The organism is Paenimyroides aestuarii, assembly GCF_024628805.1.
GTDB classification, from domain to species: Bacteria; Bacteroidota; Bacteroidia; order Flavobacteriales; family Flavobacteriaceae; genus Flavobacterium; species Flavobacterium aestuarii_A.
Map to the genome: position 1 here is coordinate 2,478,438 of NZ_CP102382.1, position 25,728 is coordinate 2,504,165.

Below are 25,728 nucleotides of genomic sequence, written 5' to 3' on the forward strand. Positions count from 1 at the left end.
TATGCAAACAGGAATTTTAAATTATTTGATAAAAGAGCCAAAGATTGTTCAAGCACAAAATCCTCTTATCGTTTTAATGCACGGCTACGGCAGCAACGAAGAAGATTTGTTCACATTTGCCACTGAATTACCTGATGACTACTATGTGGTTTCGGTTCAAGCGCCTTACCAACTGCCTCCTTATGGATTTGCTTGGTATGCGATTAGTTTTGATGCAGATATGAATAAATTCAGCGATGATAATCAAGCAATAGCTTCAAGAGATCTTTTGGTGGAATTTATAGATGAAATAGTAGCAAAATATCCTATTGACACTAAAAACATCAACTTAGTAGGTTTTAGCCAAGGAGCTATTTTAAGTTATGCCATTGCGATTACTTATCCGGAAAAAATAAATAAAGTTGTAGCACTTAGTGGTTATTTTAACCCCGAAATAATGACGCCAAAAACAGCTTTTTCTGCATACAATCATTTAAAAATATTTGGTTCACACGGAACGGTAGATCAAGTAATACCGGTGGAATGGGCAAGAAAAACCACCGATTTTCTTAAACCATTTAACATATCTTTTGAATATAAAGAATACCCAGTGGGTCATGGTGTGTCACCTCAAAATTTTTATGATTTTAAGGATTTTTTGATGAAATAGATTGGATTATTTTTTTATAAATTTAATAGTTTCATAGCTTGTATTTGATTCTATCTGTAACAAATAAACTCCAGAATTTAAACTAGACACATTTATTTGGTTGTGATTGTCAGCATGGGCATTTTGTTGTAGGATTCTTTTTCCTGATAAGTCGTAAATAGTTAATACAGTTTCTTTAGTTAACATATCTTCGGTTTCCACATTTAAAAGCGTTGTGGCAGGGTTAGGATAAACTCGGGCTTTTAATGCTTCATGATTTTCATTTTGTAAAGGCTTTGTTGTGAAGTATCCCATAAAAAAACCACGATATCCAATTGCATTAGAACCATAAAATAAACCGCCGTTAGAATCGAACAAAGTAGTTGCCTTTGAATTGTTTAAAGAGTTACCGAGAACATAAAAACCATTTTTAGTAGGCACGCAGATACCTTCATCATTACCATCACCACCGTAATAGGTTCCATATTTTAAACTGGCACCATTATTAGAAATAATGAAGCAATGCATATCGAATTTACCTCCATGCTGTCCTTGATAAGCATTTTGTGTAACTATATTATTTTTTGAACCAATATATATCTCATCAATTTTACCACCTATCAATAAGTCATTTGTACTTGTTTTAAACAATGACTGACCTGAATGTAAATAAGAAGTAAATACCCGACCACCACTACTATTAAACTTTGTAAGTGCTACATTTTTAGACACTGATGTTTGCTGTTTTAAGTAAGCATTGCTAGTTGACATATTTGTTGCTGGAGTATATATATTGTTTAGATTTGTCAAAATATATGCATCGTCACCAATTACCGCCAAACCGTAAGGATTAGCAATATTGTTCAAAGGACATTTTGAGATTTGGTCTCCAAAATAAGTACTCCATATCCTTGTGCCGTTAAAATTAAACTTTGTTAGAAATACGGTAGAAATATCTCCATTTGAAGATAAACCTGAAGAGTATTCTTGAAAACTGCCTTTAGTTCCAAAAAAATTGCTCGAACCCACTCCTCCAAAATGATCACCATAAACATATAGACCATTATCACCAGCAATCATATTTCTAATTTTAGAATCATCTTTGAAATAAAATGTACTCCATAAGTGATTACCAGTATTATCTAATTTACTAATAACATCTTGATATTTTATAATGGAAGACTGATCTCCAGTACTTTGAAAACTATTAGTAGGTAAAACATCATTTTTATCCCTTCTAGTAAGTACATAAATGTTGTCATTTTTATCTAAGGTTAAACCAGCGGTGTTCTGAGCTAAATCGTGAAAATATGTAAACCATAGCAGTTGACCAGTACGACCTATCTTTGCGATAAAAGAATGTCCTGTATAAGCTGTTCCAGGTAAAGGTACTTGACTGTATGTTCCAGGAGTTCCTAAGTTTTTATTATGAGTTCTTCCATATACAATTAAATTTTCTTTACTATCAAATTTCATATTTTCAATTCTAACAGCATATGAAGGGGAAGGGTTACTTGGATGTGGGAAGCTATAAAAAAAAGAAGTAGTAGCATTTTTAATGTTATATTTTTTTATCTCTCCGTAGTATCCATAGTCTATAAAAAGCTCTTCAGTACTAAGTTTTACTTCCAAAACTCTTGCGGTTAAATTAACAGCACCCCAATCTCGTACATATAACGGTTGGGCATAAAATTGATTTAAAGAGAAGAGAAAACATATTGATAGTAAAAATTTTTTTATAAGATTTAGCATTTAAGGGTATGTTTAAATGCTAAAATTAACAAAAAATATTAAAAAGAAAAAAAATTAAACAAAAAATCCAAAAGCAATCCCTATAAGTATTGCTAAAAGCTTTGCTAAATTAAACTTATGTCCTTCGCTGCTTTCAAATATTATGGTTGATGATATATGGAAAAGAATACCAATTACAAAAGCAGATATAGGAACATAATATGCCGTTAAAACAGATAAGTTGGCAGAGAGATAAGTTCCCAATGGTGTCATTAACGCAAAAACAGTCATGAACAGAAAAACAAATTTTTTGTTTAATTCTGCTTGTAAAAAGAATAATGTTAAAATAATGGCTATTGGAAAATGGTGTATGGCAATTGCCCAAGCCAAATGCGTGTGCTGACTTACGGGCATTCCTTCAAACAAGGCATGCAAACACAAACTGGCAAATAATAACCACGGCATCGAAGTCATCTTTTCATGTACGTGTACGTGTCCATGTTCTGCACCTTTTGAGAAATATTCCAAAATTATTTGAAAAATAATTCCCAACATTATAAACAAACCGATTTCTTTCATGGCTCCATGATCGTGATTATGTGCTACTGATGGAGTAGCGTTTGAATGATGCTGATGGTCTGTATGGACGTCATCATGAGTGTGATCATTTAAATAGTGATCCATTGAAGACTTTATTGGCTCAGCAACCACCTCTGAATGATTTCCTTCAATAACATACGCATATACTTCTGGCAACAAGTGCGAAACGGTCATGGTCAATAAAAAAGAACCGCTAAATGCTAACAACAATTTAATGGTTTTCTTTTTGGCTGGCTTTACAATAATTGCCAAAAAATAGCCAAGAATTACTGCCAAAAAGGGTAATAAATAGGTATCCATTATTTAAAAATCATGATTAAACGGTCCGATTCGTTTTTGTGAAATTTATTCAATTTATAATCGCCAAAAATATCCAATAAGAATATTTCTGCTTGATGCATCAAGGTTTCAAAATCTTCCAAAGTAAATGCTTTTACTTTTTCAGTAAAATCGTACGATTCATTATCGTGCTCGAAAGCAATGTTTTTGAAAATATAGCCGTTTTCTGCCCAGCGTTTGATGTTGAAAGTAATCTCATTAACCACTTTAGTCTCCTTTTCCACTAAATTATCAATCACTTTATGCACGTTCATAAAATCAATGACGGCAAAACCATATTCTTTCAAACTTGCTTTTATAGCTGTTAAAGCAGTTAAATGATCTGCTTCGTTTTCAAAATAGCCAAAACTTGTAAAAAAATTAAAAATTGCATCAAACTTCACTTCAAATGGTTCGCGCATGTCTTGCACCTGAAAATGCAATTTTTCATTCTCAAATTGTTTTGCAAATTCTATATTGTTTACAGATAAATCTGCACCCATTACATCATAGCCCAATTGATTTAGATAAATAGAATGTCTTCCACGTCCGCATGCTAAATCAAGCACCTTTGCCGCTTCCGGAAGATTCAGATAATTGGTAATATTGTCAATAAACAATTGTGCTTCTGTATAGTCGCGATCTTTATAAAGTATATGATAATAGGGACTGTTGAACCAATTTTTAAACCAATTTTTTTGAGATTCTTGCATTTTAGAAATTTTGGAAACGCAAAAATACACTATTTTTGTAGAATTAAATAAATTTATCGTTCCCGAAGGAAAGGAATTGTCTATGGAAAATTTTAAAATGGTGGCTAAAACCTTCTTTGGTTTTGAAGAAATTTTAGCAAATGAATTAATAAAGCTTGGTGCGCAACGCGTGGAACAAGGAACGCGCATGGTGAGCTTTTACGGTGATAAAGGTTTTATGTACAAAGCAAATTTAGCTTTGCGAACTGCCTTAAAAATATTAAAACCCATAAAACAATTCAAAGTTTATAATGAAACCAGTTTATATAATGGGATGCAAAGCATTGATTGGAGCGAATTTTTAAGCGTACACCAATCATTTTTGATAGATGCTACTATTTTTTCAGAGCAATTTAATCACTCGCAATTTGTTGCCTTGAAAAGTAAAGATGCCATAGTGGATCAATTTAAGAAAAAGTTTGACAACCGCCCCAATATTGATAAAGATCATCCCGATTTGCGAATAAATATTCATATTCAAAAAGATCTTTGTACGGTTTCACTAGATACATCGGGCGCATCACTGCACCATCGCGGATACCGAACAGCCACTAATATCGCACCAATTAATGAAGTTTTAGCAGCCGGAATTTTAATTTTAAGCGGATGGTCGGGGCAATCAAATTTTTTAGACCCAATGTGTGGTTCGGGTACTTTTTTGGTGGAAGCAGCCATGATTGCATGCAATATTCCGCCCAATATCAATAGAAAAGAGTTTGCTTTTGAAAAATGGAACGACTGGGATGCGGATTTGTTTGAAAAAGTGGAAGAATCATTGTTAAAGAAAATCACCGATTTTCATTATGATATTTTTGGTTATGACAAAGCACCTTCTGCCATTGCAAAAGCAAAAGACAACGCTTATAATGCTAATTTAGAGGAATATATAAAAATTGAACAACGCAATTTTTTCGAAACTGAAAAAGAAGTAAACGGACACTTACACATGGTTTTTAATCCGCCCTATGGAGAGCGATTAGATATTGATTTGGAACGTTTTTACCGTGAAATGGGCGATACGCTAAAGCAGAATTATCCTGGAACGAATGCTTGGTTTATTACCGGAAACGTGGAAGCTTTAAAATTTGTGGGATTAAAACCATCACGAAAAATAAAGTTATTCAACGGAAAATTAGAAGCCCGTTTAGTAAAATATGAAATGTATGAAGGCAGTAAACGAACAAAATTTCAAATAAAAAATAGTAATGAATAAAGCTACTAAAATTTTAATTATTCAGTTTTTGTGTTTTGCAGTAATCTTTTTAGCAGCACGTGTAATCATTGTAAACTTTAATCTGTTAAGCGGTTTATGGATACCCATTGTGAGTGGCGTTGCTGCCATACTTTTAGCACCACAATTTAAAGTTTTTAAAGTTGATGGAAAAGAAACGGTTTTTGTGGCATGGCTTTTTAGCAAAAAAGGAAAACCCGTAAATTGGTTGTGAAAACCTATCATTTATGTGCTTTTCACATTTCCTTTTTCCATTTTATTTTGCTATTTTTACGGAAATTGATCTAAAAAATATTATATCAGAGAAAGGTTTTTTTAAAAACACATATTATGCTTTTACCCATTATTCTCATTTTTTTGCTGGCATTTGGATTATTACTCCTAAAACCGCAAAAAATTTTAGGTTTTTTTAAATTTCTATGGGTATTACCTCTGTTATTGGTATTCTACTTTTCGGGGTATTTGCCATCGGTGTACGAAGGTGCGCAGGTAGTATTTTTTCGGAACTCATGGATTCCGTCATTAGGTATTTCATTAGACTTTAAATTAGACGGTCTTTCAATGCTTTTTTCTTTGATGATTACTGGCATTGGAACACTTATTTATTTATATGCAGCACAATACTTAAAAAGAGATGCTAACTTGCACCGCTTTTTTTCGTATCTAACCATGTTTATGGGGGCTATGCTGGGCTTGGTGCTTTCAGACAATTTAATAACTTTATTTATTTTTTGGGAATTAACTAGTATTAGCTCTTTTTTCTTGATAGGGTTTAATACCACGCAAGAAGAGTCGCGCAAAAGTGCATTGTGGGCTTTGAGCATCACGGGTTTAGGCGGATTTTTACTTTTGGCTGCCTTTGTACTCATTGGTACCGTTGCAGGAACTTACTCTATAAATCAACTACTTACACAGTCAGATGTATTGGTAAACAATTCGTTTTATTACATTATTATCTTTTTACTTTTTGGCGGTGCATTTACTAAATCGGCACAGTTTCCATTTCACTTTTGGTTACCGGGTGCCATGAAAGCTCCAACGCCAGTTTCGGCTTATTTACATTCCGCCACAATGGTAAAAGCTGGTATTTATCTACTAGCGCGTTTTTCACCTATTTTGGGTGGTGATGTGGTGTGGAATTACACACTTATGACCGTTGGTGCGCTCACAATGGTTATGGGAGCAGTTTTAAGTGTTTTTTATAAAGATATGAAAGGATTGCTTGCTTATTCAACCATTTCTGCATTAGGAATTATTGTATTTTTATTAGGAGTAGGCACCGAGGCTGCCATTTATGCTGCGTGCACTTTTATCTTGGTTCATGCTTTGTACAAAGCTTCATTATTCTTAATAACAGGAATTGTGGACCACCAAACGCACACACGTGATTTATCGATATTGAGAGGCTTGCGAAAAATAATGCCCTTAGTTGCTGTGTCGGGATTTATCGCAGCGCTTTCAAGTGGAGGTATTCCGCTAACTTTTGGATTTTTAAGTAAAGAACTAATTTATGGTGTTACAACCGATTTTATGTTTACCCAAGAATCTATCGTTTTATTGACAGGAGCGGCACTGATAACCAATGTTTTTCTTACTGCTTCGGGATTTCTTGCTGGTATAAGACCCTTTTTTGGTAAACTACCCGAGCGTTTTCAATCGGTTCAAAAACCTCATTTATTGTTGTGGTTTCCACCGGTTTTGTTATCGGTTATTACTGTTTTGTTTGGTGTGTTTCCTGTGCTTCCCAATACGCTTTTTTTAAAAGCTACTGTGCGATCGGTGTTAGGAAAACTACCCGAAATGTATCTTTCGTTGTGGCATGGTTTTAACACGGTTTTACTTTTAAGTGCCATTACTATTGTGGTAGGAACCGTATTGTATCTTGCTATAAAACCATCAGAAAAAGGGGAAAAAAGTTTAGAAATTATCCGCCGGTTTGCTCCTCAACGATTCATTGCCGCAACTACACAAGCTATTAAATGGTTTGCTTTTAAATATACCCGCTTTTTTCACAATGGCTATTTGCGTATCTACATTATGTTTATCATTTTGTTCTTTATGGGAATTGTGGGTTACAAACTTTTTGCCGATGTTCCTTTACGGGTAAATACCGAAGGTTTATCAGAATTTAGGATTTACGAATTTTTGGTGTTTATCATTACAATTATTGCCATATATTTCATTACCACAACCACATCACGCTTAACATCAATTGCAGCACTCGGAGTTATTGGCTATTCTATCTGTTTGATCTTTGTTTTTTATGGGGCACCCGATTTGGCGATGACGCAGTTTGCAATTGATACGCTAACAGTGGTTTTGTTTGTATTGGTTCTTTTCAAATTACCGCCATTTTTACGGTTCACCAACCCTAAAATTCAGTTTAGAGATGGTGTAATTGCTGTGGCTTTTGGAATTTTAATCGCACTGATCACTTTGCAAGCATTGGTATCACCTTCCGACCAAAGTGTTAGTAAATTTTATGCAGATAATGCCTACAAATTGGCTAAAGGAAAAAATGTGGTGAATGTTATTTTGGTGGATTACAGAGGATTTGACACGTTTATTGAAACAATTGTGCTTGCAATTGCTGCAATTGGCGTATATAGTATTTTAAAATATAAAACAAAAGATGGAGAAAAATCGGAATAATGAACGTTTAGACAGAACCATTTTACGGACATCTACCAACTATTTGCTTCCGTTGTTGATTTTGTTTTCAATATTTTTATTAATCCGCGGACATTATTTGTCTGGTGGAGGATTTGTTGGCGGCTTAGTGGCATCCATTGCATTTGTGTTGCATTCGTTTGCATACAGTCCGTATCAAACTGTAAAAATGTTTGCCATAAAACCCTTTTTTGTCATACCAACCGGTTTAATAATTTGCTTTTTAAGCGGTTTGCTGCCTGTTTTGTTAGGTTATCCGTTTATGAGCGTAGTTTGGTTTGCCGATTCGGTAGTGGTGATTGGCGCATTGGGTTCGGCTTTAATATTTGATATTGGTGTGTATATGGTCGTGATTGGCGTGGTATTAACCATTTTATTTACAATTTCAGAAAACACATAGAAAATTATGGAATTACTATTGGTTATTTTAGTAGGTGCTTTTTATTCATCGGGCATTTATATGATGTTTCGCCGCAGCATGGTGAAACTCTTGTTGGGATTATTGCTGTTAGGAAACGGTGCAAACTTACTCATTTTTCTTATTGGTGGAATCACCAAAGGCAAAGCCCCTATCATAAAACCTGAAAACAATGCATTTCACGAAATTTATGCAGATCCGGTGCCGCAAGCGTTAATTCTTACTGCAATTGTAATCAGTTTTGCACTAACAGCTTTTGCCATTGTTTTGCTCAAAAGGGTTTACACAACCACAGGATCCGATGATTTGGATTCGTTAAATGTTCAAGATTTAGATATATGATTACAAATTTTATACTTGCCCCCATATTAATGCACATGTTCACGGCAATTGTGCTTCTTTTTTTCTGGCAAAAAGTACTTGTTCAGAAAATAATTAGCATCGTGGGCAATAGCATTGCATTTTTGCTTTGTTTGCGAATGTTCGAAATGACCTTGGCTAACGGGTATCTCACACTGCAATTGGGCAGCTGGCAAGCACCTTTTGGTATTACATTTATTGCTGATACCCTCAGTGCTATTATGGTACTTTTAACGGCTTTGGTATCGTTGGCAGTAGGTATTTATTCCACAGCAAGTTTAAACGAAAGTCGTATTAGATTTGGATATTTTTTTATCTTTCACTTTTTAGTAATGGGGCTTTTAGGAGCTTTTCTAACAGGTGATATCTTTAATTTATATGTGTGGTTTGAAGTGGTAATTATATCATCTTTTATCTTATTAACGGTTGGAGGAAAAAAAAGACAAATGGAAGGTGCGATTAAGTACGTAACCATGAATATGCTTGGCTCGGTTATTTTTCTTACCGCAATTGGTATTTTATACGGAATTACCGGAACTTTAAACATTGCCGACCTAGCCGTAAAAGTAGCACAAGTTGAAAATACGGGTTTGGTAACAGTAACATCATTGTTGTTTTTTGTGGCATTTGGAATTAAATCGGCGGTATTTCCTTTGTATTTTTGGTTGCCATCTGCATATCACACACCACCATCTGCCATTGCCGCCATTTTTGGAGGTTTGTTAACAAAAATGGGGGTTTATGCAATGTTGCGCGTGTTCACCGTAATTTTTCAACCCGATTATTTTACGCTCGTGCTTTTTTCTGTAATTGCTATTTTAACCTTGTTAACAGGTGCATTAGGAACTATTAATAAAAAAAGTATCCGAAGGGTTTTATCGTATTTAATTGTTTGTCATATTGGTTTTTTTATTGCCGGTATGGGTTTAAATACAGAATGGGCATTTGTGGCAATTGTTTTTTATTTGATACACGATGTTATTGTAAAAAGCAATGTTTTTATGATTTCGGGTGTTATTGTGAAAATGCGCGAAACGGTTGATATGACGCGTTTGGGAAGTTTATTAAAAGATTATCCAAAATTTTCATTTGTTGCTGCGTTGGTACTCTTTTCATTGGTCGGAATTCCACCTTTGTCTGGTTTTTGGCCTAAAATTTTATTGTTTCAAGAAACCTTTAAACAAGAAAACTATATATTGCTTGCTGCACTCATCATTGCCAGCTTTGTAACCCTGTTTGTAATTGTTAGAATTTGGTCTGAAGCATTTTGGAAAGAATCTCCCAAACCCATCACCGAAGAAATAGATCATTTTGAATCCTTTCCTTTTTCAGGAAAAATTGCATTAATTGCACCTATTGTTGGCTTAGCATTTGTATCTTTATATATTGGATTAAGTGCGAACAGCTTTATGAAATTATCAGAAAAGGCAGCATACGAAATGAAAAATCCCGAAATTTATATTGAAAATGTGTTAGGAGCAAAACAATAATTATGTTACAAAATTTTTTATTAAACATATTGCTTACGTTTGTTTGGGTGGCGCTCACCGGACACTTAGACTATACCAATTTTTTATTTGGATATGCCGTGGGCTTCTTTATTTTGTGGATGATCAACCGCTCTGTTAGAGGCAATACCGAGTATTTTTATAGAGTTCCGAAAATATTTGCTTTTATATTATTGTTTTTTTATGATCTCTTAAAAGCAAATTATGAAGTAACAATGGACGTAATCACACCCAATTACAACATGAGACCCGGAATTATTAAATATGAATTGGAAGCAAAAACCGATTTTGAAATCACTATGCTTGCAAACATGATTGCCTTAACACCAGGAACAGTTGTGATTGATCTTTCAAAGGATAAAAAATTTATGTATATACATGTAATGTATCTTACCAATAAAGAACAATTTGTAAAAAGATTGAACAATAGAATTGAAAAAAAATTACTAGAAATAATACGATAATATGAGTGTTGAAAGTTATTTAGGATATGTAGTAATGCCTATTATTTGTTTGTCTATCTTTTTTATAATGTTACGATTTATAAAAGGCCCTCAAGTAGTAGATCGGGTAGTAGCGCTAGATTTGCTCATCACAGTGGGTGTGGCATTTATTACCTTGTTCAGTATCATTGTAAACAACTCATTATTTCTAGACGAAGCAATGATTTTGGCACTAATCGCCTTTTTAAGCACCGTAGCATTTTCATATTATATTTTTAAACGCAAAAGAGATGAATGATTTTTTAATAATGTTTTTAAGCACGCTAGGGGCCATTTTTATATTGATAGCCTCTTGGGGTATCCTTAAAATGCCCGATTTTTATTCCCGTTTATCTGTTACCATCAAAGCAGCTACTTTAGGTATTGGGTGCATCTTAATTGCTGCCGCCTTGCATTTTTCAGATTTTTCGGTTACAACAAAAGCAATTGCCATTATTTTCTTTTTATTCATCACATCGCCCGTAGCAGGTTTTTTAATAAGTAAAGTTGCCTATCTCACCGGCACTAAATTGTGGAAACATTCTATCTTTGATGAGCTTAAAAACGATAAAGATGCAGTAAATCTGCAAAAAGAAAATCAAGAAGAAAATGAAAAATAAAGTCATTGCGCATCGCGGTGCATGGAAAGAATTCAACTTACCTCAAAATTCAATAGCCTCCTTACAAAAAGCCATTGAATTGCAGTGCATAGGCAGCGAAATTGATGTGCACTTAACCAAAGATGATTTCATCGTTGTAAACCATGATCATGATTTTTATGGATTGCCAATTGAAAACACCAACTATTCCGATTTACTTTCAAAGACACATCCAAACGGTGAAAAATTAACATTATTAGTCGAATTTTTCAAACAAATAAACAATCAAAATACCACCAAACTCATTGTAGAAATCAAAACATCACAGATATCGCCTAAGAGAACTCAAAAGCTTATTGATATACTTACAGAGCAAATTCCACTGAAAACTACTGTGCAAAACACCGAATTTATCTTATTTGATTTTGCCGCTGCGATTTATTTAAAAAAGCAATTGCCCTTATTTCATGTGCATTATTTGGAAGGAGATAAAACAGCACAACAAATTTTTGAAAGCGGTTTAAACGGTATGGATTACCCATTTGATTTATTGCTAAAAAACCCAGAAATTATTCGGGAATTCAAAAAAATGTACTTACAAACAAACACTTGGACAGTTAATAATCTCGAAGTTGCCCATCAATTAATCGCCCAAGGAATTGATTTCATAACCACAGATTACCCTCAGTTTTTTATGAGGAATGATGGAATGCATTAATAACCTAGCAATTGATTTAAAACAGGCAATCCTTTTGTAGCTTTTTCAGCAATTATATGTATGTTCTTATTAAAATATTTGGTGTCGGCAGGGTGTTGGTCAATATAGAAAATTTGTTGAGCATTAGAAGCATAATCAATTAATCCGGCTGCTGGATAAACTTGTAGTGATGTTCCAACGATTACCAATATATCTGCTTTTTCTACAACTGAGACAGCAGATTGCATTTCTGGAACAGCTTCACCAAACCAAACAATATGCGGTCTTAATTGCTGATTTTTGCTATTTGTAGTACCTATTAAAATATCTTCTTTCCATTCATAAATTAAATGATCTTCTACCAAACTTCGAGCTTTTAAGAGTTCCCCGTGTAAATGAATGATGTGTTTACTGCCTGCACGTTCGTGCAAATCGTCCACATTTTGAGTGATAACGGTAACATTAAAATCTTTTTGAAAGGCAGCTATTTGTTTATGTGCCGCATTTGGATGTACCGTTAGTAATTGACGGCGACGTTGATTATAAAAATCAAGGACCAATTCTGGATTTTGCTGAAAACCCTCATAACTTGCCACTTTCATCACATCATGTCCTTCCCACAATCCATTAGCATCTCTAAAGGTTTTTAATCCACTTTCAGCTGAAATTCCTGCTCCCGTTAAAAAGACTAAATTTTTCATACGCATACAAATATTTTTCTAACACATCCTAAATTAAAAACAAAGCAATAGCACTTTTTCAATGATACGAGTATCTTTGCTAAAATTATAAAAAAATGCATTCGTTAGATTTATATAAAAATACAGAATATTTAAGTTATTTAGAAGGATTTATCACCAAAAATAGAATGTTGGGTTTTGAAAGAGTGTTGGCTCAAAGAACCAATCATTTTTGTGTAGCTGTGGAAGATGTTTATCAGTTGCATAACACAAGTGCAGTGATGCGTAGCTGTGAGGTTTTTGGTATTCAGAATTTGCATATAATCGAGCAAAAATTTAGTAAAACAATTGATAAACAAATTGCTATGGGAGCGGAAAAATGGGTAGATATTAATTCGCACAACACCACGCAGAATTGTATAGATGCTATAAAGCAAAAAGGCTATCAAATTGTTGCAACCACACCCCACAAAGATGCTTTTTTATTAGATGATTTTGATGTAACAAAACCGTCGGCCATTTTTTTTGGAACAGAAAAAGATGGTTTGTCACCTGAAATTATGGATCAAGCAGATACATTCATCAAAATACCCATGTGTGGTTTCACGGAAAGTCTAAACATTTCAGTTTCTGCAGCTATCATTATTAATAATATCACAACACGCTTGAAAAAAACTGCTATTAATTGGCAACTTACAGAGGAAGAATTATTAATGAAAAAAATAGATTGGGCACGCAAATCCATAAAAGATATTGATTTTATAACCGAACGTTTTATTAATAAATAAGAGTAATCCACAAAAAAAAAGTGGGTTTACCGAAATAAACCCACTTTAATAACCAAAAAAAACACTTATGAAAAACTCAAAAATTCTAAAACATTCACTTGTCATGTAGTAGATGAGTTGATACAAATGTACGAAGTTTTTTTAATTATACAAATACTTTGTTTTTTTTTGTAAAAAAATTATTTCTTAATCAAACCCAATTCTATTAACCTTTCCGTTAAAAAAGCACCTGCAGTTATATCTTCATAAAGTTTAGGATTTTCTTCGTTCACACAGTTATCCAAACAATTTAAAGGCATTTCGCTTATTGGGTGCATAAAGAAAGGAATTGAAAAGCGCGAAGTTCCCCATAATTCTCGTGGGGGATTGACCACTTGATGTATAGTAGATTTTAGTTTATTATTGGTGTGTCGCGACAACATATCACCTACATTTATAACCAATTCATCTTCGGCGGCAATTGCATCAATCCATTCGCCATTGTTGTTTTGAACTTGCAAACCTTTTCCTTGTGCGCCCATTAAAAGCGTAATTAAATTAATGTCGCCGTGCGCAGCTGCTCGTACGGCATCTTTTGGTTCATCGAGAATAGGAGGGTAGTGAATTGGGCGTAATATTGAGTTTCCGTTTTTAACAAAATCGTCAAAATAAAATTCATTCAAACCCAAATACAAAGCCAAAGCCCGCAATACGTAAACTCCCGTTTTTTCTAGCATTTTGTAAGCTTCTTTTCCTGTTGAATTGAATTCAGGAAGTTCAGTAACCGTTACATTTGCGGGATATTCGTTTGCCAATTTGTCATTGTTTTCAACATATTGTCCAAAATGCCAAAACTCTTTTAAATCGCCTGTGGATCTTCCTTTTGCAGATTCTTTTCCAAAGGAAACATAACCACGTTGACCGCCAATTCCGGGAATTTCATATTTTTGCTTAACTTCTAGTGGAAGGTGAAAAAAGGCGCGAACTTGCTGGTATAATTTTGCAACCAATTCTTCACTTAAAAAGTGTCCTTTTAAAGCTACGAAACCAATTTCTTCGTAAGCTTTACCGATTTCATTAACAAATTTTTGTTTGCGTACCGGATCATCCGATAGGAAATCACGCAAATTAACACTGGGTATATTTTGCATTTTTATAAACTTTGATTAACAAAGTTAACAATTTTAGGTAGTTAAATAAAACCGTTAGCTGTAAATTGTTAATCAAGTTGTGCTTTTTGGTGTGCCATTTCAATCACAGTATAAAGAGCCTCTTTAATGCGTTGCTCTCCTGCCGGTTCGTTGATATCAATTCCGCAAAATAAACTGCCATTGGTTTTTCCGTGAAGCGCCAAATAATAAACACCTGCAATTAAAACCGCTAAAATTCCCCGCAAATCTACATTTGCATTTTTGTAAGCAGGTTCGGCTACTTCAAAGAAAGCTTCGCCCAATTCTTCGCGTTTATCGGCTAAATTGCGTAAAAAAGGTTTGCTTTCGCCAATTTCCCAATGAATGATTTTTTGAAGCACTTTATCTTTTAGCAAAGTTTCTAATTGATTGTGTAGAATGCCATAAATAGCTTCTTTCGGAATTCCGTTTGTATTTTCAAGCAGCGATAATACATCGTTTTTGGCAACAGCATTCAAAAAATCGCGTTGTAAGATGTATTCTTCTACTAAATTATCTAAACTGCCAAAATAAGTCCAAACCAAACTTTTGTCAATACCGGCTTCTTTTGCAATAGCACTGGCATTCAGACCGGTATATCCTTTTTTTAGAAGCACTTTTCCCACTGCTTGAACCATTTTTGCTTTTGTTCGGTCTTTATCGCGCAATACACCCGATGTTCGCTTGCGTTTTTTGGGTTTATCGTCCATAGGTAAAGTTTTTAGATTAAATTAAAAAACTGATTTACAAAATTATAAATCAGTTTCTTTAATAACAAACAACATAACCATAGTTAAAGGTTAAAATTGAAAATTTCAAGGTGTCTTTAAAATGATTAGTATCAAAATTATATAAAAAAAAATTATAATCCAAAAAAAATCACATAGTAGTGAAAAAAAAATTCAATTAGGAGGAATAAATAAAATTTGTACTTTTAGACAAAAATTTTCACAACCCATTTTATGGAAGTTCAAACAGAAATTTTATCGCAAGAGCTATTATTAGATCTTTATAAAAAATTATTGAAACCTCGATTAATAGAGGAAAAAATGTTGATTTTGATCCGTCAGGGAAAAGTATCAAAATGGTTTTCAGGCATGGGGCAAGAAGCCATTGCAGTTGGTGTAACATCTATTCTTCACAATGATGAATATATTTTACCAATGCACAGAAACCTTGGAGTTTTTACAAGTAGAAACATTCCTTTAAGCAGATTGTTTTCGCAATGGCAAGGAAAACCAAACGGATTTACAAAAGGACGCGACCGTTCGTTTCACTTTGGTACCCAAGAATTTAATATTGTGGGAATGATTTCGCATTTGGGACCGCAGTTGGGTATTGCCGATGGAATTGCACTGGCACATAAACTGCGAAAAGAAAACAAAATTACGGCGGTTTTTACTGGCGAAGGAGCAACCTCTGAAGGCGATTTTCACGAAGCTTTAAACGTTGCTGCCGTTTGGAATTTGCCCGTAATGTTTATTATTGAAAACAATGGTTACGGACTTTCAACGCCTACCAACGAACAATATAAGTGCGAAAATCTTGCCGACAAAGGCATTGGTTATGGTATGGAAAGTCATATTATTGATGGGAACAATATTGTGGAAGTTTATACCAAACTTTCTGCAATTGCCAATGATATGCGCCAAAATCCGCATCCGGTTTTAATTGAAATGAAAACCTTTAGAATGCGTGGACACGAAGAGGCGAGTGGTACCAAATATGTGCCGAAAGAACTTTTTGAAGAGTGGAAATTGAAAGATCCAATTGCCCGATTAAAGAACTATTTATCTGAAATGGGTATTTTGTCTGATGAACAAGACCTATGCATACGAAGCGAAATTAAAGAGGAAATTGATACACATTGGAAAATTACGCAAGACGAAGCTGGTTTAGAAGCTCATCTGGAAACGGAATTGAATGATGTGTATAAACCTTTTGATTACCAACACTTTGAAGCATCTTCCGATACAAAAAATATGCGTTTTATTGATGCCATTTCCGAAGGATTGAAACAATCGTTTGAGCGTCATGAAAATTTAGTAATCATGGGGCAAGACATTGCCGAATACGGAGGTGCTTTTAAGGTAACCGAAGGTTTTGTTGATGCTTTTGGCAAAGAACGAGTGCGCAACACGCCAATTTGCGAAAGTATTATTGTGTCTGCCGCAGCCGGATTATCTATCAATAAATACAAAGCAATTGTAGAAATGCAATTTGCCGATTTTGTTTCAACAGGTTTTAATCCCATCGTAAATTTATTGGCAAAGCAGCATTACCGTTGGGGCGAACATGCCGATGTGGTGGTGCGCATGCCTTGTGGTGCAGGTTCGGGCGCTGGTCCGTTTCATTCGCAAACAAACGAAGCTTGGTTTACTAAAACTCCGGGACTAAAAGTGGTTTATCCTGCTTTTCCTATCGATGCCAAAGGGTTGTTGAACACCGCAATTAATGATCCCAATCCGGTGATTTTCTTTGAACATAAAAATTTGTATCGCAGTAAATCGCAAGATGTTCCGGCAAATTATTACACCATTCCGTTTGGGCAGGCTTCGTTAATTAAAGAAGGAAACGATGTAACGATTATTTCTTACGGAGCGGGCGTTCATTGGGCATTGGAAACTTTAGAAAAACATACAAATATTTCAGCCGATTTGATCGATTTAAGAACGCTTCAACCTTTAGATTACGAAAGCATTCAAAAATCGGTACAAAAAACAAACCGAGTAATTATTTTGCAAGAAGATACGCTTTTTGGAGGCATTGCCAGCGATTTATCGGCTTGGATTATGGAAAATTGTTTTGAATATTTAGATGCACCAATAAAACGTGTAGCGAGTATCGAAACACCTATACCTTTTATGGATCATCTAGAAGCGCAATATTTGCCAAAAGAACGTTTTGAACAAGAATTATTAGTACTTTTACAGTTTTAAAACAAACACAACATTATAATGAAAACCATAACTTCTTCTAACTTTAATTTTCCGGGTCAAAAAGCAGTTTACAAAGGAAAAGTACGTGAAGTTTACACAATTAACGATGATTTATTGGTAATGATTGCAACCGACCGTTTATCGGCTTTTGATGTAATTATGCCAAAAGGAATTCCCTATAAAGGTCAAATTTTGAACCAAATTGCATCAAAATTCATGCAACTTACTGAAGATATTGTACCCAATTGGTTAATCGCAAATCCAGATCCAAACGTAGCGGTGGGGCATTTGTGTGAACCTTTTAAGGTTGAAATGGTGATTCGCGGTTATTTGTCGGGGCATGCAGCACGTGAATATGCAGCAGGAAAACGCATTTTGTGTGGTGTTGAAATGCCAGAAGGTATGAAAGAAAACGATAAATTCCCAACGCCAATTATTACACCAACTACCAAAGCTGCTGTTGGCACACACGATGAAGATATTTCTAAAGAAGATATTTTGGCACAAGGAATTGTTTCTAAAGAAGATTACGAAGTTTTGGAACAATACACACACGCCTTATATCAGCGTGGAACAGAGATTGCAGCCGCTCGTAGATTGATTTTGGTCGATACAAAGTATGAATTTGGTAAAACAAAAGACGGTAAAATTGTATTGATTGATGAAATTCACACGCCCGATTCTTCTCGTTATTTTTATGCAGAAGGATACCAAGAGCGTCAGGATAAAAACGAAGCACAAAAACAGTTATCAAAAGAATTTGTGCGTCAGTGGTTAATTGCAAACGGTTTTCAAGGGAAAGATGGTCAGCAAATTCCTGAAATGACCGATGCATACATTGAAACCGTTTCAGAAAGATATATTGAATTGTACGAAAACATTATTGGTGAAAAATTTGAAAAAGCCGATGTTTCCAACATTCACGAACGTATCGAACAAAATGTAAATTCTTTTTTGGCATCTTATAAAAAATAATTTATTATCGTTATTATTAATAACTTACGGTTTGTCATTCTGAGGGAAACGTAGTGGAGTGAAAAATCTTTTGATAAATAAATAGATTCCTCCTCCGTTGGAATGACAAACTGTTGAATGTTATCAATAAGTCATAAAAATAAAAATTATGAGTATTATTCCCGCATTGCAATGGCGCTACGCTACCAAAAAAATGAACGGCGAAAAAGTTTCTCAAGAAAAAATAAGCAATATTTTAGAAGCCGCACGCTTGGCGCCCACATCATCAGGTTTGCAACCTTTTGAAATACTGGTTATTACCAATCAATCATTAAAAGAACAATTGAAACCTTTCGCTTTCAATCAATCACAAATTACAGATTGTTCCCATTTATTGGTGTTTGCAGCTTGGAGTGCATATGATGTTGCCAAAATAAGTTATTATTTCGATTATTACGAGACAGAACGCAATTTGCCCGAAGGTTTTTCAAACGGTTATAAAAACAACGTCATTAAACAATTAACGTCTATGACACCCGAACGCCAATTTGAACATGCTGCTCGCCAAGTGTATATTGCATTGGGAATGGCATTGACAGAAGCCGGTGCTTTGGAAGTAGATTCGATACCAATGGAAGGTTTTATTAACCACGAAATTGACAAACTACTGCATTTAGAAGAAAAAGGCTTGCGAAGTGTGGTGCTTTTACCAATTGGTTACCGCGATGCCGAAAATGATTGGCAAGCAGAATTAAAAAAGGTAAGAAAACCAAATGATTACATGATTTCGTATATTGAATAACTTATTTAAAACAGATGGAATGAAATATTTAAAAGCTTTATTAATTATTTTGTTTGTCGCGTTTTCAACAATAGCGCATGCACAAAACAAAAAATCAGAAAAAGTAGTCATTAAAACCAACATTGTTTGCGATCATTGTAAAGCATGTGAAACTTGTGGAAAAATGTTTCAAACCGAAATGCTGAAAATTAAAGGTGTAAAAATGTATGAGTTAGACGATGAAAAAGAAACCATTACGGTTTACTTCAACCCTAAAAAAACAAATTTGCAAACCATTAAAACTGCCATTTCAAAATTAGGTTTTGATGCCGATGAAATAAAAGCCGACCCAATAGCTTACGAAAAGTTAGACGGTTGTTGCAAAGCGTAAATAAAGAGGCTGTCCAAAAAGGGCAGTCTTTTTTTTATGCGGCTAATTTTTGATAGTGAAAATTTTGATGATTATTTTTAGTTGAAGAAAATTCTTGATGCTTAAAAATGAAAATTTCAATTTCAAAAATCATTTTTGAACCTCGTTTTGCGGTTTTTACAACAATTTTCTTAGAAGTCGCTCCTTTAGCCACCATTTTTCTAAAATTATGTCCAAGAGCCATCAGTAGAAATTCTAATTCTACTTTTTCTAATCCTTTGAATGTAAATCTGTTAAATTTATTATTGCTTTTGAGTTGACCAAAGACAGCTTCTACTTCTATCGGGCGTTTGCTTCGGTGTTTTAAACCTTCTTCGCTAGTTAATAATGTTTTAGCCTTGTGTTTTAATTCATTTAATCGGTGGTTGACTTCTATTTTTCGGTTGCCTTTTGCATTGAAACATTCCCCTCGAAGCGGACAATTGTTGCAGTTTTTAGCTTGATAATAAGACACTTGCGATTCGTATCCGTTGCTCGAAATTCGTTTGCCTTTGCCTATATTTTCCATTCGTTGACCCATCGGACAAACGTAAAAATCTTGTTCTTGGTTATAGAATAAATTCTGAACCAAAAACGGATTGTTTTCCATCTTCTTTTTCTGTTCTGCATGAAAATAATTATACTTCACATACGCTGTAACGCTCTTATTTTCAAGCATTTCGTAATTCTCCTCACTTCCGTATCCTGCATCGGCAACCACTTCTTTGCTTTGTTTTTTGTAAGCATTTTCAAAACCTTCCAAATGAGATTCTAAAGTGGTGGTGTCACCAGGTTTTTGATGGATAGAGATGTGTGTAATAAACTGGTTTTCAGTTGAAATCTGCGTATTATAAGCCGGTTTAAGCTGTCCGTTTTTCATGTGATCTTCCTTCATCCGCATAAAAGTAGCGTCGGGGTCGGTTTTGCTGTAAGAATTCCTATCGCCTAAAGTTTCTAGGTCTTTTTCGTATTTTTCTAATTTTGGAAGATGCTCATCCTGAAGTTTTTGTAGCTCTTTTGCCTGTTTTTTGGTAGGTTCTTTTAGTTTTTTGTTCAATTCAGATAACTTCTCTTTTAGTTCTTCGGAATTGATTTTTTTGGGCAGTTCTTCCTTGTTAAGTTCTTGATTATCTGATTGAATACTGTTTTCAATATCTGAAAGAATCGTATTGATTTTAACTTCTAATTTTTCTTTGTACTTTTCCACAGAACCCGCCAAACGAAGGTGTATTTATTGGATTTTGCCTCAATTTTTGTGCCGTCAATATACTGAATATCAAGGCTGATGTAGCCCAATTCTACCAGCATTTTCACCACTTCGGCAAACAAATCTTTGATTTTCTCCTTCAAAATTTTCCCTCTAAATTCGTTGATGGTTCTAAAATTTGGCGTAGAATTTCCCGAAATGTACATAAAATGAATGTTTTCGGTAAGGGCTTTGGCGATTTTTCTACACGAATAAATGTTGGACAAATAGCTGTAAAACAACACTTTAATCATCATTCTCGGATGATATGCAGAGCAACCTCCGCCTAAGTAAAGATTTGTAATATCGCTGATATCCAATTGATTAACCACCGAATCCACCAACCGAACGGGGTGGTCTTCTGGAATCAAATCAAAAATATTGATAGGGAAAAGTTCTGGAGAGTTGCCTGTTTGATTTTTAAATGTTACCTTAGCCATAGTTGGGTTTTTTGTTCAACTCTAAAATACGAATTTTTTAGAGAAAACACAACAAAAAAAGGGCTGCCCAAACTTTTTGGACAGCCTCTTTTGTATCTTTCAATTTGTGAAAAAGATATACTACATACCCGGAATTTATTCTATTATTCTTCTGCCAATTTTAGGGATTTGGTATATGAATAAGTACGATTATTTTACTCAATTAAGATCCGTTGACTTTATTTATAATGATTTTGCAGAGTTTGAACGAATGACTAAAAATTTTGAACATGTAAATTATGGTCAGAATGAATTTGAACAGCGGATTTACAAAGAAGTTCATTTGAGTAATGATATTAATTCAAAAAATACTTTTAAATATATCGACCAATTCGTGAATGAGGTTATTCAAACTAAAGATACTATTTACGGATTAAAAATTCATTTTGATAAAGGTTCAACTTATAACGAATTTATTGAAGTATTAAATATTTTTAATGAACGCGAAGCTGAACTTTATATTTTGGATTACAATACCATGTATTTTGTAGGAAGAGATTGGGATCCAAATGCTCAAGAATCAGAAATTGCTTACGAAGATTTAATATTTTACCAATGTTCAGGTGGGTATTTCGGAGGGGTAGATGAAACAGAAAATAATAAGTTTAGTTTATTCATAAATAGTTTTAAAACTCAATTCAATCAAAACAAAATTATATATAGTGCTTACATCATATTTTTCGTAATTACAATTTTATCAATGTTTTACAGAAATAAAAAGCTTCCAAAATAGGAAGCTTTCGTTATTTATAAAGTATCGTTATTTTATAGATTCTTCATTTCACTCCGTTACATTCATAATGACAAAAAAGGTTTGCAATTACACTTTCTGTTCTTTATTGAAATAAACCAAGTAGTAATACATTTGTTTTTCTTCGTCCCAACCTTTTTCAATGAATTTTTCGGCAGATTCGGGGTTAATAAAATCTAACTTAATTTGTACGTTGGTATCTAAATTAATAACGTTTTTAATTTTTTTGCGAACATCCGAAACAGCATTGTTTGCAATTGGGAAGTTCGATACATCTTCAATGCTGTATTTTTCCGCGCGATCGGTTTTGTAGTTCTTGAATTCTGTTTGCAAATCGGGATTGTCGATTACATCGTTTATGAAATTTTGCTCTTCAAATTCGTCATTTTTTGCAAAATAATTCACAGAACGGTTCATAAACATCACTTCTTCTTTTTTATCTTCGGCAGGTAAAACCACATCTTTCGCAAAATCCTGAACAAATTTCAAATACTTTTTGGTCATAAAGTTTTCATCCTGAAAGGCATCAACTGATAAAAAATGTTCTAACCAATAACGCGCGTCATAACGGTTACTGTCAATAGTCAAAATTTTATAGCCTTCTTCTTTTTTATAATTAAAAATGATACAGCCTTTGTCTAATTTATTCAGATTAATTCCTTGTTGAAGCACCATTTCGAGGTTGCTGTTGTTTTCTTCAAACTGTAAAAAATCAGATTTTAACTCGCTTTTAAAAATACCAATTGCATCTACCGGATTATTATCAATGGTGATATGCGTTAAATACGTCACATAAACTTCCCCGTTTTTAATATGTGGATGATTTGATTGCTCGTATAAATGTTTGGTGATTTTTTTAGAAACCTCGTGTACATTGCTTGGATTTGCAAAAATTTCGTTAGCAAAATTGTACATTTCGTTGTAATCTAAATCCACATCGTGTGCAAATTGGTAATAGTTTTCTTCTTTTTCACGAAAAGGTTTGAAAAAATATTCTTTTAAAAGCGGCGTGATTTCATCGTTTACGTTGAAGGTGTTTTCCGATAAAAATATTGCTTCGGCACGGCTTTTATTTCCCACACGGTGAATAGATAACGATTCAATGTGGGTATTAAATAAATTAATCATAATAGGGTTTGTGTATTTTTATTAGGTAAAAAAAGAAAACCTTTCAGTTTTCTTTAATTTATTGTTTATTAATCAGTAGGGTGTATTTATTTAAAGTGTTTAGTTAATAACTGTCGTCGTAACCAAAATCTTCAAAACTGTCATCACCATCAAACATATCAAAATCTTCATCGTCGTAATCGTCATCAAAATCCCCATAAATGTCATCTTTAGAAATGGGATCACCAAACGTTTTTACAGGCGCGTCTTCAGGCAAAACTCCGTGTGCAAAAAGCAATGCAGGCAATTCTTTTTCATCAGAATCATCTTCGCTTTCAATCGCAGCCAATTCCACAAAAAATGTCCAATTTACAAATGGATCATAGATATAAAGGATTTTGGTTTGGTCTTCGTACAACAAATCGTTCAATTTAAAATCGGCCATCGTTTTTTGTTCACCAGGCACATCGCCCATATCAAACAGCGGAATTTCATCTTCTTGTTGCCAGTTGTCATCGCACAAGAAAAACGATCCGCCTTCGGTGCCGTCAAAGCCAAACGCATTGATGATGGTGTTGTGTAAATCTTCTAAAGTATCTGTATCTTTAATGGCGATGTCTCTTAAAACATCATCTTCAGCATCTAAAATAACGCGAAATTTGTAAACCATGTGTCTTAAATATTTAATAGCAAATTTACTATTTTAATTAGGTTTTCATAGTTTTTAAAAGTTCTTTTTTTTGCTTATGATGATGAAATTTACGGTTCGGTAGCTAAAATCAACAGTTCAGCGACTTTTAGTTTTTTTCCAAAAAATGCTGTGCTACTTTTGAGGTATAATTAAACAAATTAATTATGAAAAATTTTGAACGTCACTTAAAACAATTTTCGATAATATTACTAATATGTTATGTTATTGTATTGGCAATTAATTTTGAATATGTTCAAAAATACAATGGATTGGGCTTTTTAAAACAATTTGTTGTTGTCTTTACAAATACATTTGCAATTTACTTAGCTAATACGTTAGTGCTTTCAGATTATTATTTGAAACGAGAAAAAAATATTCCAAATGTATTGGTAGGAGGAATTTTAGTGAATATTCTCACTGCAATGGTTGTTTTATTGTTAGAATTTCTAGGAAACATTCTGATTGTTGGCAGTTCTATTAATGAAGCTTTTCACTTTGTATTGCAGAACTCTACTTTTACATTGTGGTTTTCAATGACGATTTCAACAACGGTATATGTAGTTTTGTTAATTCGCAGGAAAGATAAAATTGAAGTTACCCAGCAAAAGGATATCGCTGTAAAAGCAACGGCTTCGTTTGAAACACTTAAAAATCAGTTGGATCCGCATTTTTTGTTTAATTCGTTGAATGTTCTAAGCTCTTTAATCGAGGAAAATCCTTTAAAAGCACAGGAGTTTACTGTGGCTTTATCAAAAATTTATCGTTATGTATTGGATCAAAAAGATAAAAACTTAATATCGGTTGAAGAAGAATTGAATTTTGCAAAACTTTATATTTCTTTATTAAAAATGCGATTTGAAAATGGAATTTCTGTCAATTTTTTGATTGACGAATCTGTTTTTGATTACAAAATTGTACCATTAAGCTTGCAACTTTTGCTAGAAAATGCCATAAAACATAATAGTATTTCAGATAAAAAACCGCTCTTAATCGAAATTTATCAAGAAGAAAACTATCTGGTTATCCAAAATTCTTTACAAAAAAAACAAACTTTTGAAAAATCGAGCGGTATTGGCTTGTCAAATATTATCTATCGTTATGAATTAGTGTCAAACATAAATGTAGAAATAATGCAAACAAATGATCTTTATAAAGTAAAATTACCTTTAATAACAAGTGATTCTTTATTTAATTTTCAACAAGATAACATCACCGAAACACTTTTTGAGAACGCTTACAGCAGAATGCAAAAACTCAAAGAGTTTTATCAATCACTATTCCTCACAATTGTTACAATTCCAACATTCTTCGCACTGAATAAATGGGCATATCCTGCCAACGATTGGTGGGTTGTGATTGCCTTTTTCATGCTCATTGCATTGATGATAAACGGTGTGAAAGCATTAAACATTTTCAACAAGTGGGAACAAAAAATGATACAAAAACAACTAAAAAATAAATAAAATGGAAAATTATAGTCAACTAGAGCTTTTAAAAGCTAAAAAACGCGTGAAAGAAGTAAAAGGCTTTTATATACATTGCATTTCATATATAAGCGTAAACACGGTGTTAATTATTTTAAATTTGCTGACTCCAAATAGCGGTTATTGGTTTATATTTCCTTTAATCGGGTGGGGAATAGGCTTGTTCTCGCATGCAGTAGGCGTTTTTAATTTAATTCCATTTTTAAACAAAGATTGGGAAAACCGCAAGATAAAGCAATACATGGAGGAAGAACGAAATGCTTTTAAAAAAAAATAA

At 33.8% G+C, this 25,728-nt stretch carries 27 protein-coding genes and 1 pseudogene; 19 read left to right on the forward strand and 9 right to left on the reverse strand.

Features of this window, described 5'->3' with window-relative positions:
- Window position 1: 1 nt before the first annotated feature.
- Window positions 2–649, forward strand: coding sequence for an alpha/beta hydrolase (locus NPX36_RS11995; RefSeq protein ID WP_257498956.1), 648 nt, complete (start codon window positions 2–4; stop codon window positions 647–649).
- A gap of 6 nt (window positions 650–655) precedes the next feature.
- Here NPX36_RS11995 and NPX36_RS12000 read toward each other — a convergent pair whose 3' ends face one another.
- From NPX36_RS12000 to NPX36_RS12010, 3 genes are read right to left on the reverse strand one after another with little or no spacing between them, the layout of a single operon-like run.
- On the reverse strand, window positions 656–2,380 hold the full coding sequence (locus NPX36_RS12000) for a T9SS type A sorting domain-containing protein (RefSeq protein ID WP_257498957.1): 1,725 nt from the start codon (window positions 2,378–2,380) through the stop codon (window positions 656–658).
- A gap of 54 nt (window positions 2,381–2,434) precedes the next feature.
- Entirely contained in the window at window positions 2,435–3,259 is an 825-nt protein-coding gene (locus tag NPX36_RS12005) for a ZIP family metal transporter (RefSeq protein ID WP_257498958.1), read from the reverse strand.
- Complete coding sequence (locus tag NPX36_RS12010; RefSeq protein WP_257498959.1) at window positions 3,259–3,990, reverse strand: SAM-dependent methyltransferase; 732 nt, start codon at window positions 3,988–3,990, stop codon at window positions 3,259–3,261. Before NPX36_RS12010 ends, NPX36_RS12005 begins: the two co-directional genes overlap by 1 nt.
- 97 nt (window positions 3,991–4,087) lie before the next feature.
- On the opposite strand from NPX36_RS12010, the gene NPX36_RS12015 reads away from it, so the two are divergent.
- From NPX36_RS12015 to NPX36_RS12060, 10 genes are all read left to right on the forward strand, one after another.
- Window positions 4,088–5,242 carry a THUMP domain-containing class I SAM-dependent RNA methyltransferase gene (locus NPX36_RS12015; protein ID WP_397376472.1) on the forward strand — a complete coding sequence of 385 codons (1,155 nt, stop codon included), beginning with the start codon at window positions 4,088–4,090 and terminating at the stop codon, window positions 5,240–5,242.
- A complete protein-coding gene (locus NPX36_RS12020; RefSeq protein WP_257498960.1) occupies window positions 5,235–5,474 on the forward strand; it encodes a hypothetical protein in 240 nt (79 codons plus the stop codon). Before NPX36_RS12015 ends, NPX36_RS12020 begins: the two co-directional genes overlap by 8 nt.
- Window positions 5,475–5,590: 116 nt before the next feature.
- Entirely contained in the window at window positions 5,591–7,912 is a 2,322-nt protein-coding gene (gene mbhE, locus NPX36_RS12025) for a hydrogen gas-evolving membrane-bound hydrogenase subunit E (RefSeq protein ID WP_257498961.1), read from the forward strand.
- A complete protein-coding gene (locus NPX36_RS12030; RefSeq protein ID WP_257498962.1) occupies window positions 7,893–8,330 on the forward strand; it encodes an MnhB domain-containing protein in 438 nt (145 codons plus the stop codon). Before mbhE ends, NPX36_RS12030 begins: the two co-directional genes overlap by 20 nt.
- Before the next feature lie 6 nt (window positions 8,331–8,336).
- Window positions 8,337–8,690: a Na+/H+ antiporter subunit C gene (locus NPX36_RS12035; protein ID WP_257498963.1), complete on the forward strand. Its 354-nt coding sequence runs from the start codon at window positions 8,337–8,339 to the stop codon at window positions 8,688–8,690.
- On the forward strand, window positions 8,687–10,198 hold the full coding sequence (locus NPX36_RS12040; RefSeq protein WP_257498964.1) for a proton-conducting transporter transmembrane domain-containing protein: 1,512 nt from the start codon (window positions 8,687–8,689) through the stop codon (window positions 10,196–10,198). The genes NPX36_RS12035 and NPX36_RS12040 overlap by 4 nt, the downstream gene beginning before the upstream one ends.
- A 2-nt stretch (window positions 10,199–10,200) precedes the next feature.
- Window positions 10,201–10,680, forward strand: coding sequence for a Na+/H+ antiporter subunit E (locus tag NPX36_RS12045; protein ID WP_257498965.1), 480 nt, complete (start codon window positions 10,201–10,203; stop codon window positions 10,678–10,680).
- A gap of 1 nt (window position 10,681) precedes the next feature.
- Window positions 10,682–10,957: a monovalent cation/H+ antiporter complex subunit F gene (locus tag NPX36_RS12050; protein ID WP_257498966.1), complete on the forward strand. Its 276-nt coding sequence runs from the start codon at window positions 10,682–10,684 to the stop codon at window positions 10,955–10,957.
- Window positions 10,950–11,318 carry a monovalent cation/H(+) antiporter subunit G gene (gene mnhG, locus NPX36_RS12055; RefSeq protein ID WP_257498967.1) on the forward strand — a complete coding sequence of 123 codons (369 nt, stop codon included), beginning with the start codon at window positions 10,950–10,952 and terminating at the stop codon, window positions 11,316–11,318. Before NPX36_RS12050 ends, mnhG begins: the two co-directional genes overlap by 8 nt.
- Complete coding sequence (locus tag NPX36_RS12060) at window positions 11,308–12,015, forward strand: glycerophosphodiester phosphodiesterase (RefSeq protein ID WP_257498968.1); 708 nt, start codon at window positions 11,308–11,310, stop codon at window positions 12,013–12,015. Before mnhG ends, NPX36_RS12060 begins: the two co-directional genes overlap by 11 nt.
- On the opposite strand, the gene NPX36_RS12065 is transcribed toward NPX36_RS12060, so the two are convergent.
- Window positions 12,012–12,695 (reverse strand): SIR2 family NAD-dependent protein deacylase, encoded by a 684-nt coding sequence (locus NPX36_RS12065; protein WP_257498969.1) that lies wholly within the window; start codon window positions 12,693–12,695, stop codon window positions 12,012–12,014. The genes NPX36_RS12060 and NPX36_RS12065 overlap by 4 nt on opposite strands.
- A gap of 95 nt (window positions 12,696–12,790) precedes the next feature.
- Here NPX36_RS12065 and NPX36_RS12070 point away from each other — a divergent pair, with 95 nt between their 5' ends.
- Window positions 12,791–13,462 (forward strand): TrmH family RNA methyltransferase, encoded by a 672-nt coding sequence (locus NPX36_RS12070; protein ID WP_257498970.1) that lies wholly within the window; start codon window positions 12,791–12,793, stop codon window positions 13,460–13,462.
- Window positions 13,463–13,641: 179 nt separating this feature from the next.
- Here the strand turns inward: NPX36_RS12070 and NPX36_RS12075 are convergent, their stop codons facing one another.
- Both NPX36_RS12075 and NPX36_RS12080 read right to left on the reverse strand, forming a co-directional pair.
- Entirely contained in the window at window positions 13,642–14,592 is a 951-nt protein-coding gene (locus tag NPX36_RS12075; protein ID WP_257498971.1) for an isopenicillin N synthase family dioxygenase, read from the reverse strand.
- Window positions 14,593–14,660: 68 nt separating this feature from the next.
- Window positions 14,661–15,320, reverse strand: a complete 660-nt coding sequence (locus tag NPX36_RS12080; RefSeq protein WP_257498972.1) for a TetR/AcrR family transcriptional regulator — start codon at window positions 15,318–15,320, stop codon at window positions 14,661–14,663.
- A 252-nt stretch (window positions 15,321–15,572) separates the two neighbouring features.
- Between NPX36_RS12080 and NPX36_RS12085 the strand changes: the two genes are divergently transcribed.
- From NPX36_RS12085 to NPX36_RS12100, 4 genes are all read left to right on the forward strand, one after another.
- Window positions 15,573–17,549 (forward strand): alpha-ketoacid dehydrogenase subunit alpha/beta, encoded by a 1,977-nt coding sequence (locus NPX36_RS12085; protein WP_257498973.1) that lies wholly within the window; start codon window positions 15,573–15,575, stop codon window positions 17,547–17,549.
- Between the two features lie 15 nt (window positions 17,550–17,564).
- Complete coding sequence (locus NPX36_RS12090) at window positions 17,565–18,524, forward strand: phosphoribosylaminoimidazolesuccinocarboxamide synthase (RefSeq protein WP_257500750.1); 960 nt, start codon at window positions 17,565–17,567, stop codon at window positions 18,522–18,524.
- A gap of 148 nt (window positions 18,525–18,672) precedes the next feature.
- On the forward strand, window positions 18,673–19,305 hold the full coding sequence (locus NPX36_RS12095; protein ID WP_257498974.1) for an NAD(P)H-dependent oxidoreductase: 633 nt from the start codon (window positions 18,673–18,675) through the stop codon (window positions 19,303–19,305).
- A gap of 19 nt (window positions 19,306–19,324) precedes the next feature.
- Window positions 19,325–19,675 carry a heavy-metal-associated domain-containing protein gene (locus NPX36_RS12100; RefSeq protein ID WP_257498975.1) on the forward strand — a complete coding sequence of 117 codons (351 nt, stop codon included), beginning with the start codon at window positions 19,325–19,327 and terminating at the stop codon, window positions 19,673–19,675.
- A 130-nt stretch (window positions 19,676–19,805) separates the two neighbouring features.
- Here the strand turns inward: NPX36_RS12100 and NPX36_RS12105 are convergent.
- Window positions 19,806–21,379: pseudogene (locus NPX36_RS12105) on the reverse strand (IS1182 family transposase); the annotation flags it as partial.
- Between the two features lie 106 nt (window positions 21,380–21,485).
- On the opposite strand from NPX36_RS12105, the gene NPX36_RS12110 reads away from it, so the two are divergent.
- Window positions 21,486–22,151, forward strand: coding sequence for a hypothetical protein (locus NPX36_RS12110; RefSeq protein WP_257498976.1), 666 nt, complete (start codon window positions 21,486–21,488; stop codon window positions 22,149–22,151).
- Window positions 22,152–22,238: 87 nt separating this feature from the next.
- Here the strand turns inward: NPX36_RS12110 and NPX36_RS12115 are convergent, their stop codons facing one another.
- Complete coding sequence (locus NPX36_RS12115) at window positions 22,239–23,297, reverse strand: nucleoid-associated protein (protein WP_257498977.1); 1,059 nt, start codon at window positions 23,295–23,297, stop codon at window positions 22,239–22,241.
- Between the two features lie 103 nt (window positions 23,298–23,400).
- Entirely contained in the window at window positions 23,401–23,946 is a 546-nt protein-coding gene (locus tag NPX36_RS12120; protein ID WP_257498978.1) for a plasmid pRiA4b ORF-3 family protein, read from the reverse strand.
- 185 nt (window positions 23,947–24,131) lie between these two features.
- On the opposite strand from NPX36_RS12120, the gene NPX36_RS12125 reads away from it, so the two are divergent.
- Entirely contained in the window at window positions 24,132–25,430 is a 1,299-nt protein-coding gene (locus NPX36_RS12125) for a histidine kinase (RefSeq protein ID WP_257498979.1), read from the forward strand.
- Window position 25,431: 1 nt separating this feature from the next.
- The gene (locus NPX36_RS12130; RefSeq protein WP_257498980.1) at window positions 25,432–25,728 is read left to right on the forward strand and encodes a 2TM domain-containing protein; all 297 of its coding nucleotides are present in this window, start codon (window positions 25,432–25,434) and stop codon (window positions 25,726–25,728) included.

What these genes read in the sequence shown, in the direction of transcription:
- NPX36_RS12015 (WP_397376472.1), top strand. Translation starts at nt 4,088, where the DNA reads ATGGTGGCTAAAACCTTCTTTGGTTTTGAAGAAATTTTAGCAAATGAA.
- NPX36_RS12010 (WP_257498959.1), bottom strand. Translation starts at nt 3,990, where the DNA reads ATGCAAGAATCTCAAAAAAATTGGTTTAAAAATTGGTTCAACAGTCCC.
- mbhE (WP_257498961.1), top strand. Translation starts at nt 5,591, where the DNA reads ATGCTTTTACCCATTATTCTCATTTTTTTGCTGGCATTTGGATTATTA.
- NPX36_RS12040 (WP_257498964.1), top strand. Translation starts at nt 8,687, where the DNA reads ATGATTACAAATTTTATACTTGCCCCCATATTAATGCACATGTTCACG.
- NPX36_RS12125 (WP_257498979.1), top strand. Translation starts at nt 24,132, where the DNA reads ATGAAAAATTTTGAACGTCACTTAAAACAATTTTCGATAATATTACTA.
- NPX36_RS12080 (WP_257498972.1), bottom strand. Translation starts at nt 15,320, where the DNA reads ATGGACGATAAACCCAAAAAACGCAAGCGAACATCGGGTGTATTGCGC.
- NPX36_RS12050 (WP_257498966.1), top strand. Translation starts at nt 10,682, where the DNA reads ATGAGTGTTGAAAGTTATTTAGGATATGTAGTAATGCCTATTATTTGT.
- NPX36_RS11995 (WP_257498956.1), top strand. Translation starts at nt 2, where the DNA reads ATGCAAACAGGAATTTTAAATTATTTGATAAAAGAGCCAAAGATTGTT.
- NPX36_RS12030 (WP_257498962.1), top strand. Translation starts at nt 7,893, where the DNA reads ATGGAGAAAAATCGGAATAATGAACGTTTAGACAGAACCATTTTACGG.
- NPX36_RS12060 (WP_257498968.1), top strand. Translation starts at nt 11,308, where the DNA reads ATGAAAAATAAAGTCATTGCGCATCGCGGTGCATGGAAAGAATTCAAC.
- NPX36_RS12130 (WP_257498980.1), top strand. Translation starts at nt 25,432, where the DNA reads ATGGAAAATTATAGTCAACTAGAGCTTTTAAAAGCTAAAAAACGCGTG.
- NPX36_RS12115 (WP_257498977.1), bottom strand. Translation starts at nt 23,297, where the DNA reads ATGATTAATTTATTTAATACCCACATTGAATCGTTATCTATTCACCGT.
- NPX36_RS12095 (WP_257498974.1), top strand. Translation starts at nt 18,673, where the DNA reads ATGAGTATTATTCCCGCATTGCAATGGCGCTACGCTACCAAAAAAATG.
- NPX36_RS12045 (WP_257498965.1), top strand. Translation starts at nt 10,201, where the DNA reads ATGTTACAAAATTTTTTATTAAACATATTGCTTACGTTTGTTTGGGTG.
- NPX36_RS12120 (WP_257498978.1), bottom strand. Translation starts at nt 23,946, where the DNA reads ATGGTTTACAAATTTCGCGTTATTTTAGATGCTGAAGATGATGTTTTA.
- mnhG (WP_257498967.1), top strand. Translation starts at nt 10,950, where the DNA reads ATGAATGATTTTTTAATAATGTTTTTAAGCACGCTAGGGGCCATTTTT.
- NPX36_RS12000 (WP_257498957.1), bottom strand. Translation starts at nt 2,380, where the DNA reads ATGCTAAATCTTATAAAAAAATTTTTACTATCAATATGTTTTCTCTTC.
- NPX36_RS12070 (WP_257498970.1), top strand. Translation starts at nt 12,791, where the DNA reads ATGCATTCGTTAGATTTATATAAAAATACAGAATATTTAAGTTATTTA.
- NPX36_RS12075 (WP_257498971.1), bottom strand. Translation starts at nt 14,592, where the DNA reads ATGCAAAATATACCCAGTGTTAATTTGCGTGATTTCCTATCGGATGAT.
- NPX36_RS12005 (WP_257498958.1), bottom strand. Translation starts at nt 3,259, where the DNA reads ATGGATACCTATTTATTACCCTTTTTGGCAGTAATTCTTGGCTATTTT.
- NPX36_RS12020 (WP_257498960.1), top strand. Translation starts at nt 5,235, where the DNA reads ATGAATAAAGCTACTAAAATTTTAATTATTCAGTTTTTGTGTTTTGCA.
- NPX36_RS12065 (WP_257498969.1), bottom strand. Translation starts at nt 12,695, where the DNA reads ATGAAAAATTTAGTCTTTTTAACGGGAGCAGGAATTTCAGCTGAAAGT.
- NPX36_RS12100 (WP_257498975.1), top strand. Translation starts at nt 19,325, where the DNA reads ATGAAATATTTAAAAGCTTTATTAATTATTTTGTTTGTCGCGTTTTCA.
- NPX36_RS12035 (WP_257498963.1), top strand. Translation starts at nt 8,337, where the DNA reads ATGGAATTACTATTGGTTATTTTAGTAGGTGCTTTTTATTCATCGGGC.
- NPX36_RS12085 (WP_257498973.1), top strand. Translation starts at nt 15,573, where the DNA reads ATGGAAGTTCAAACAGAAATTTTATCGCAAGAGCTATTATTAGATCTT.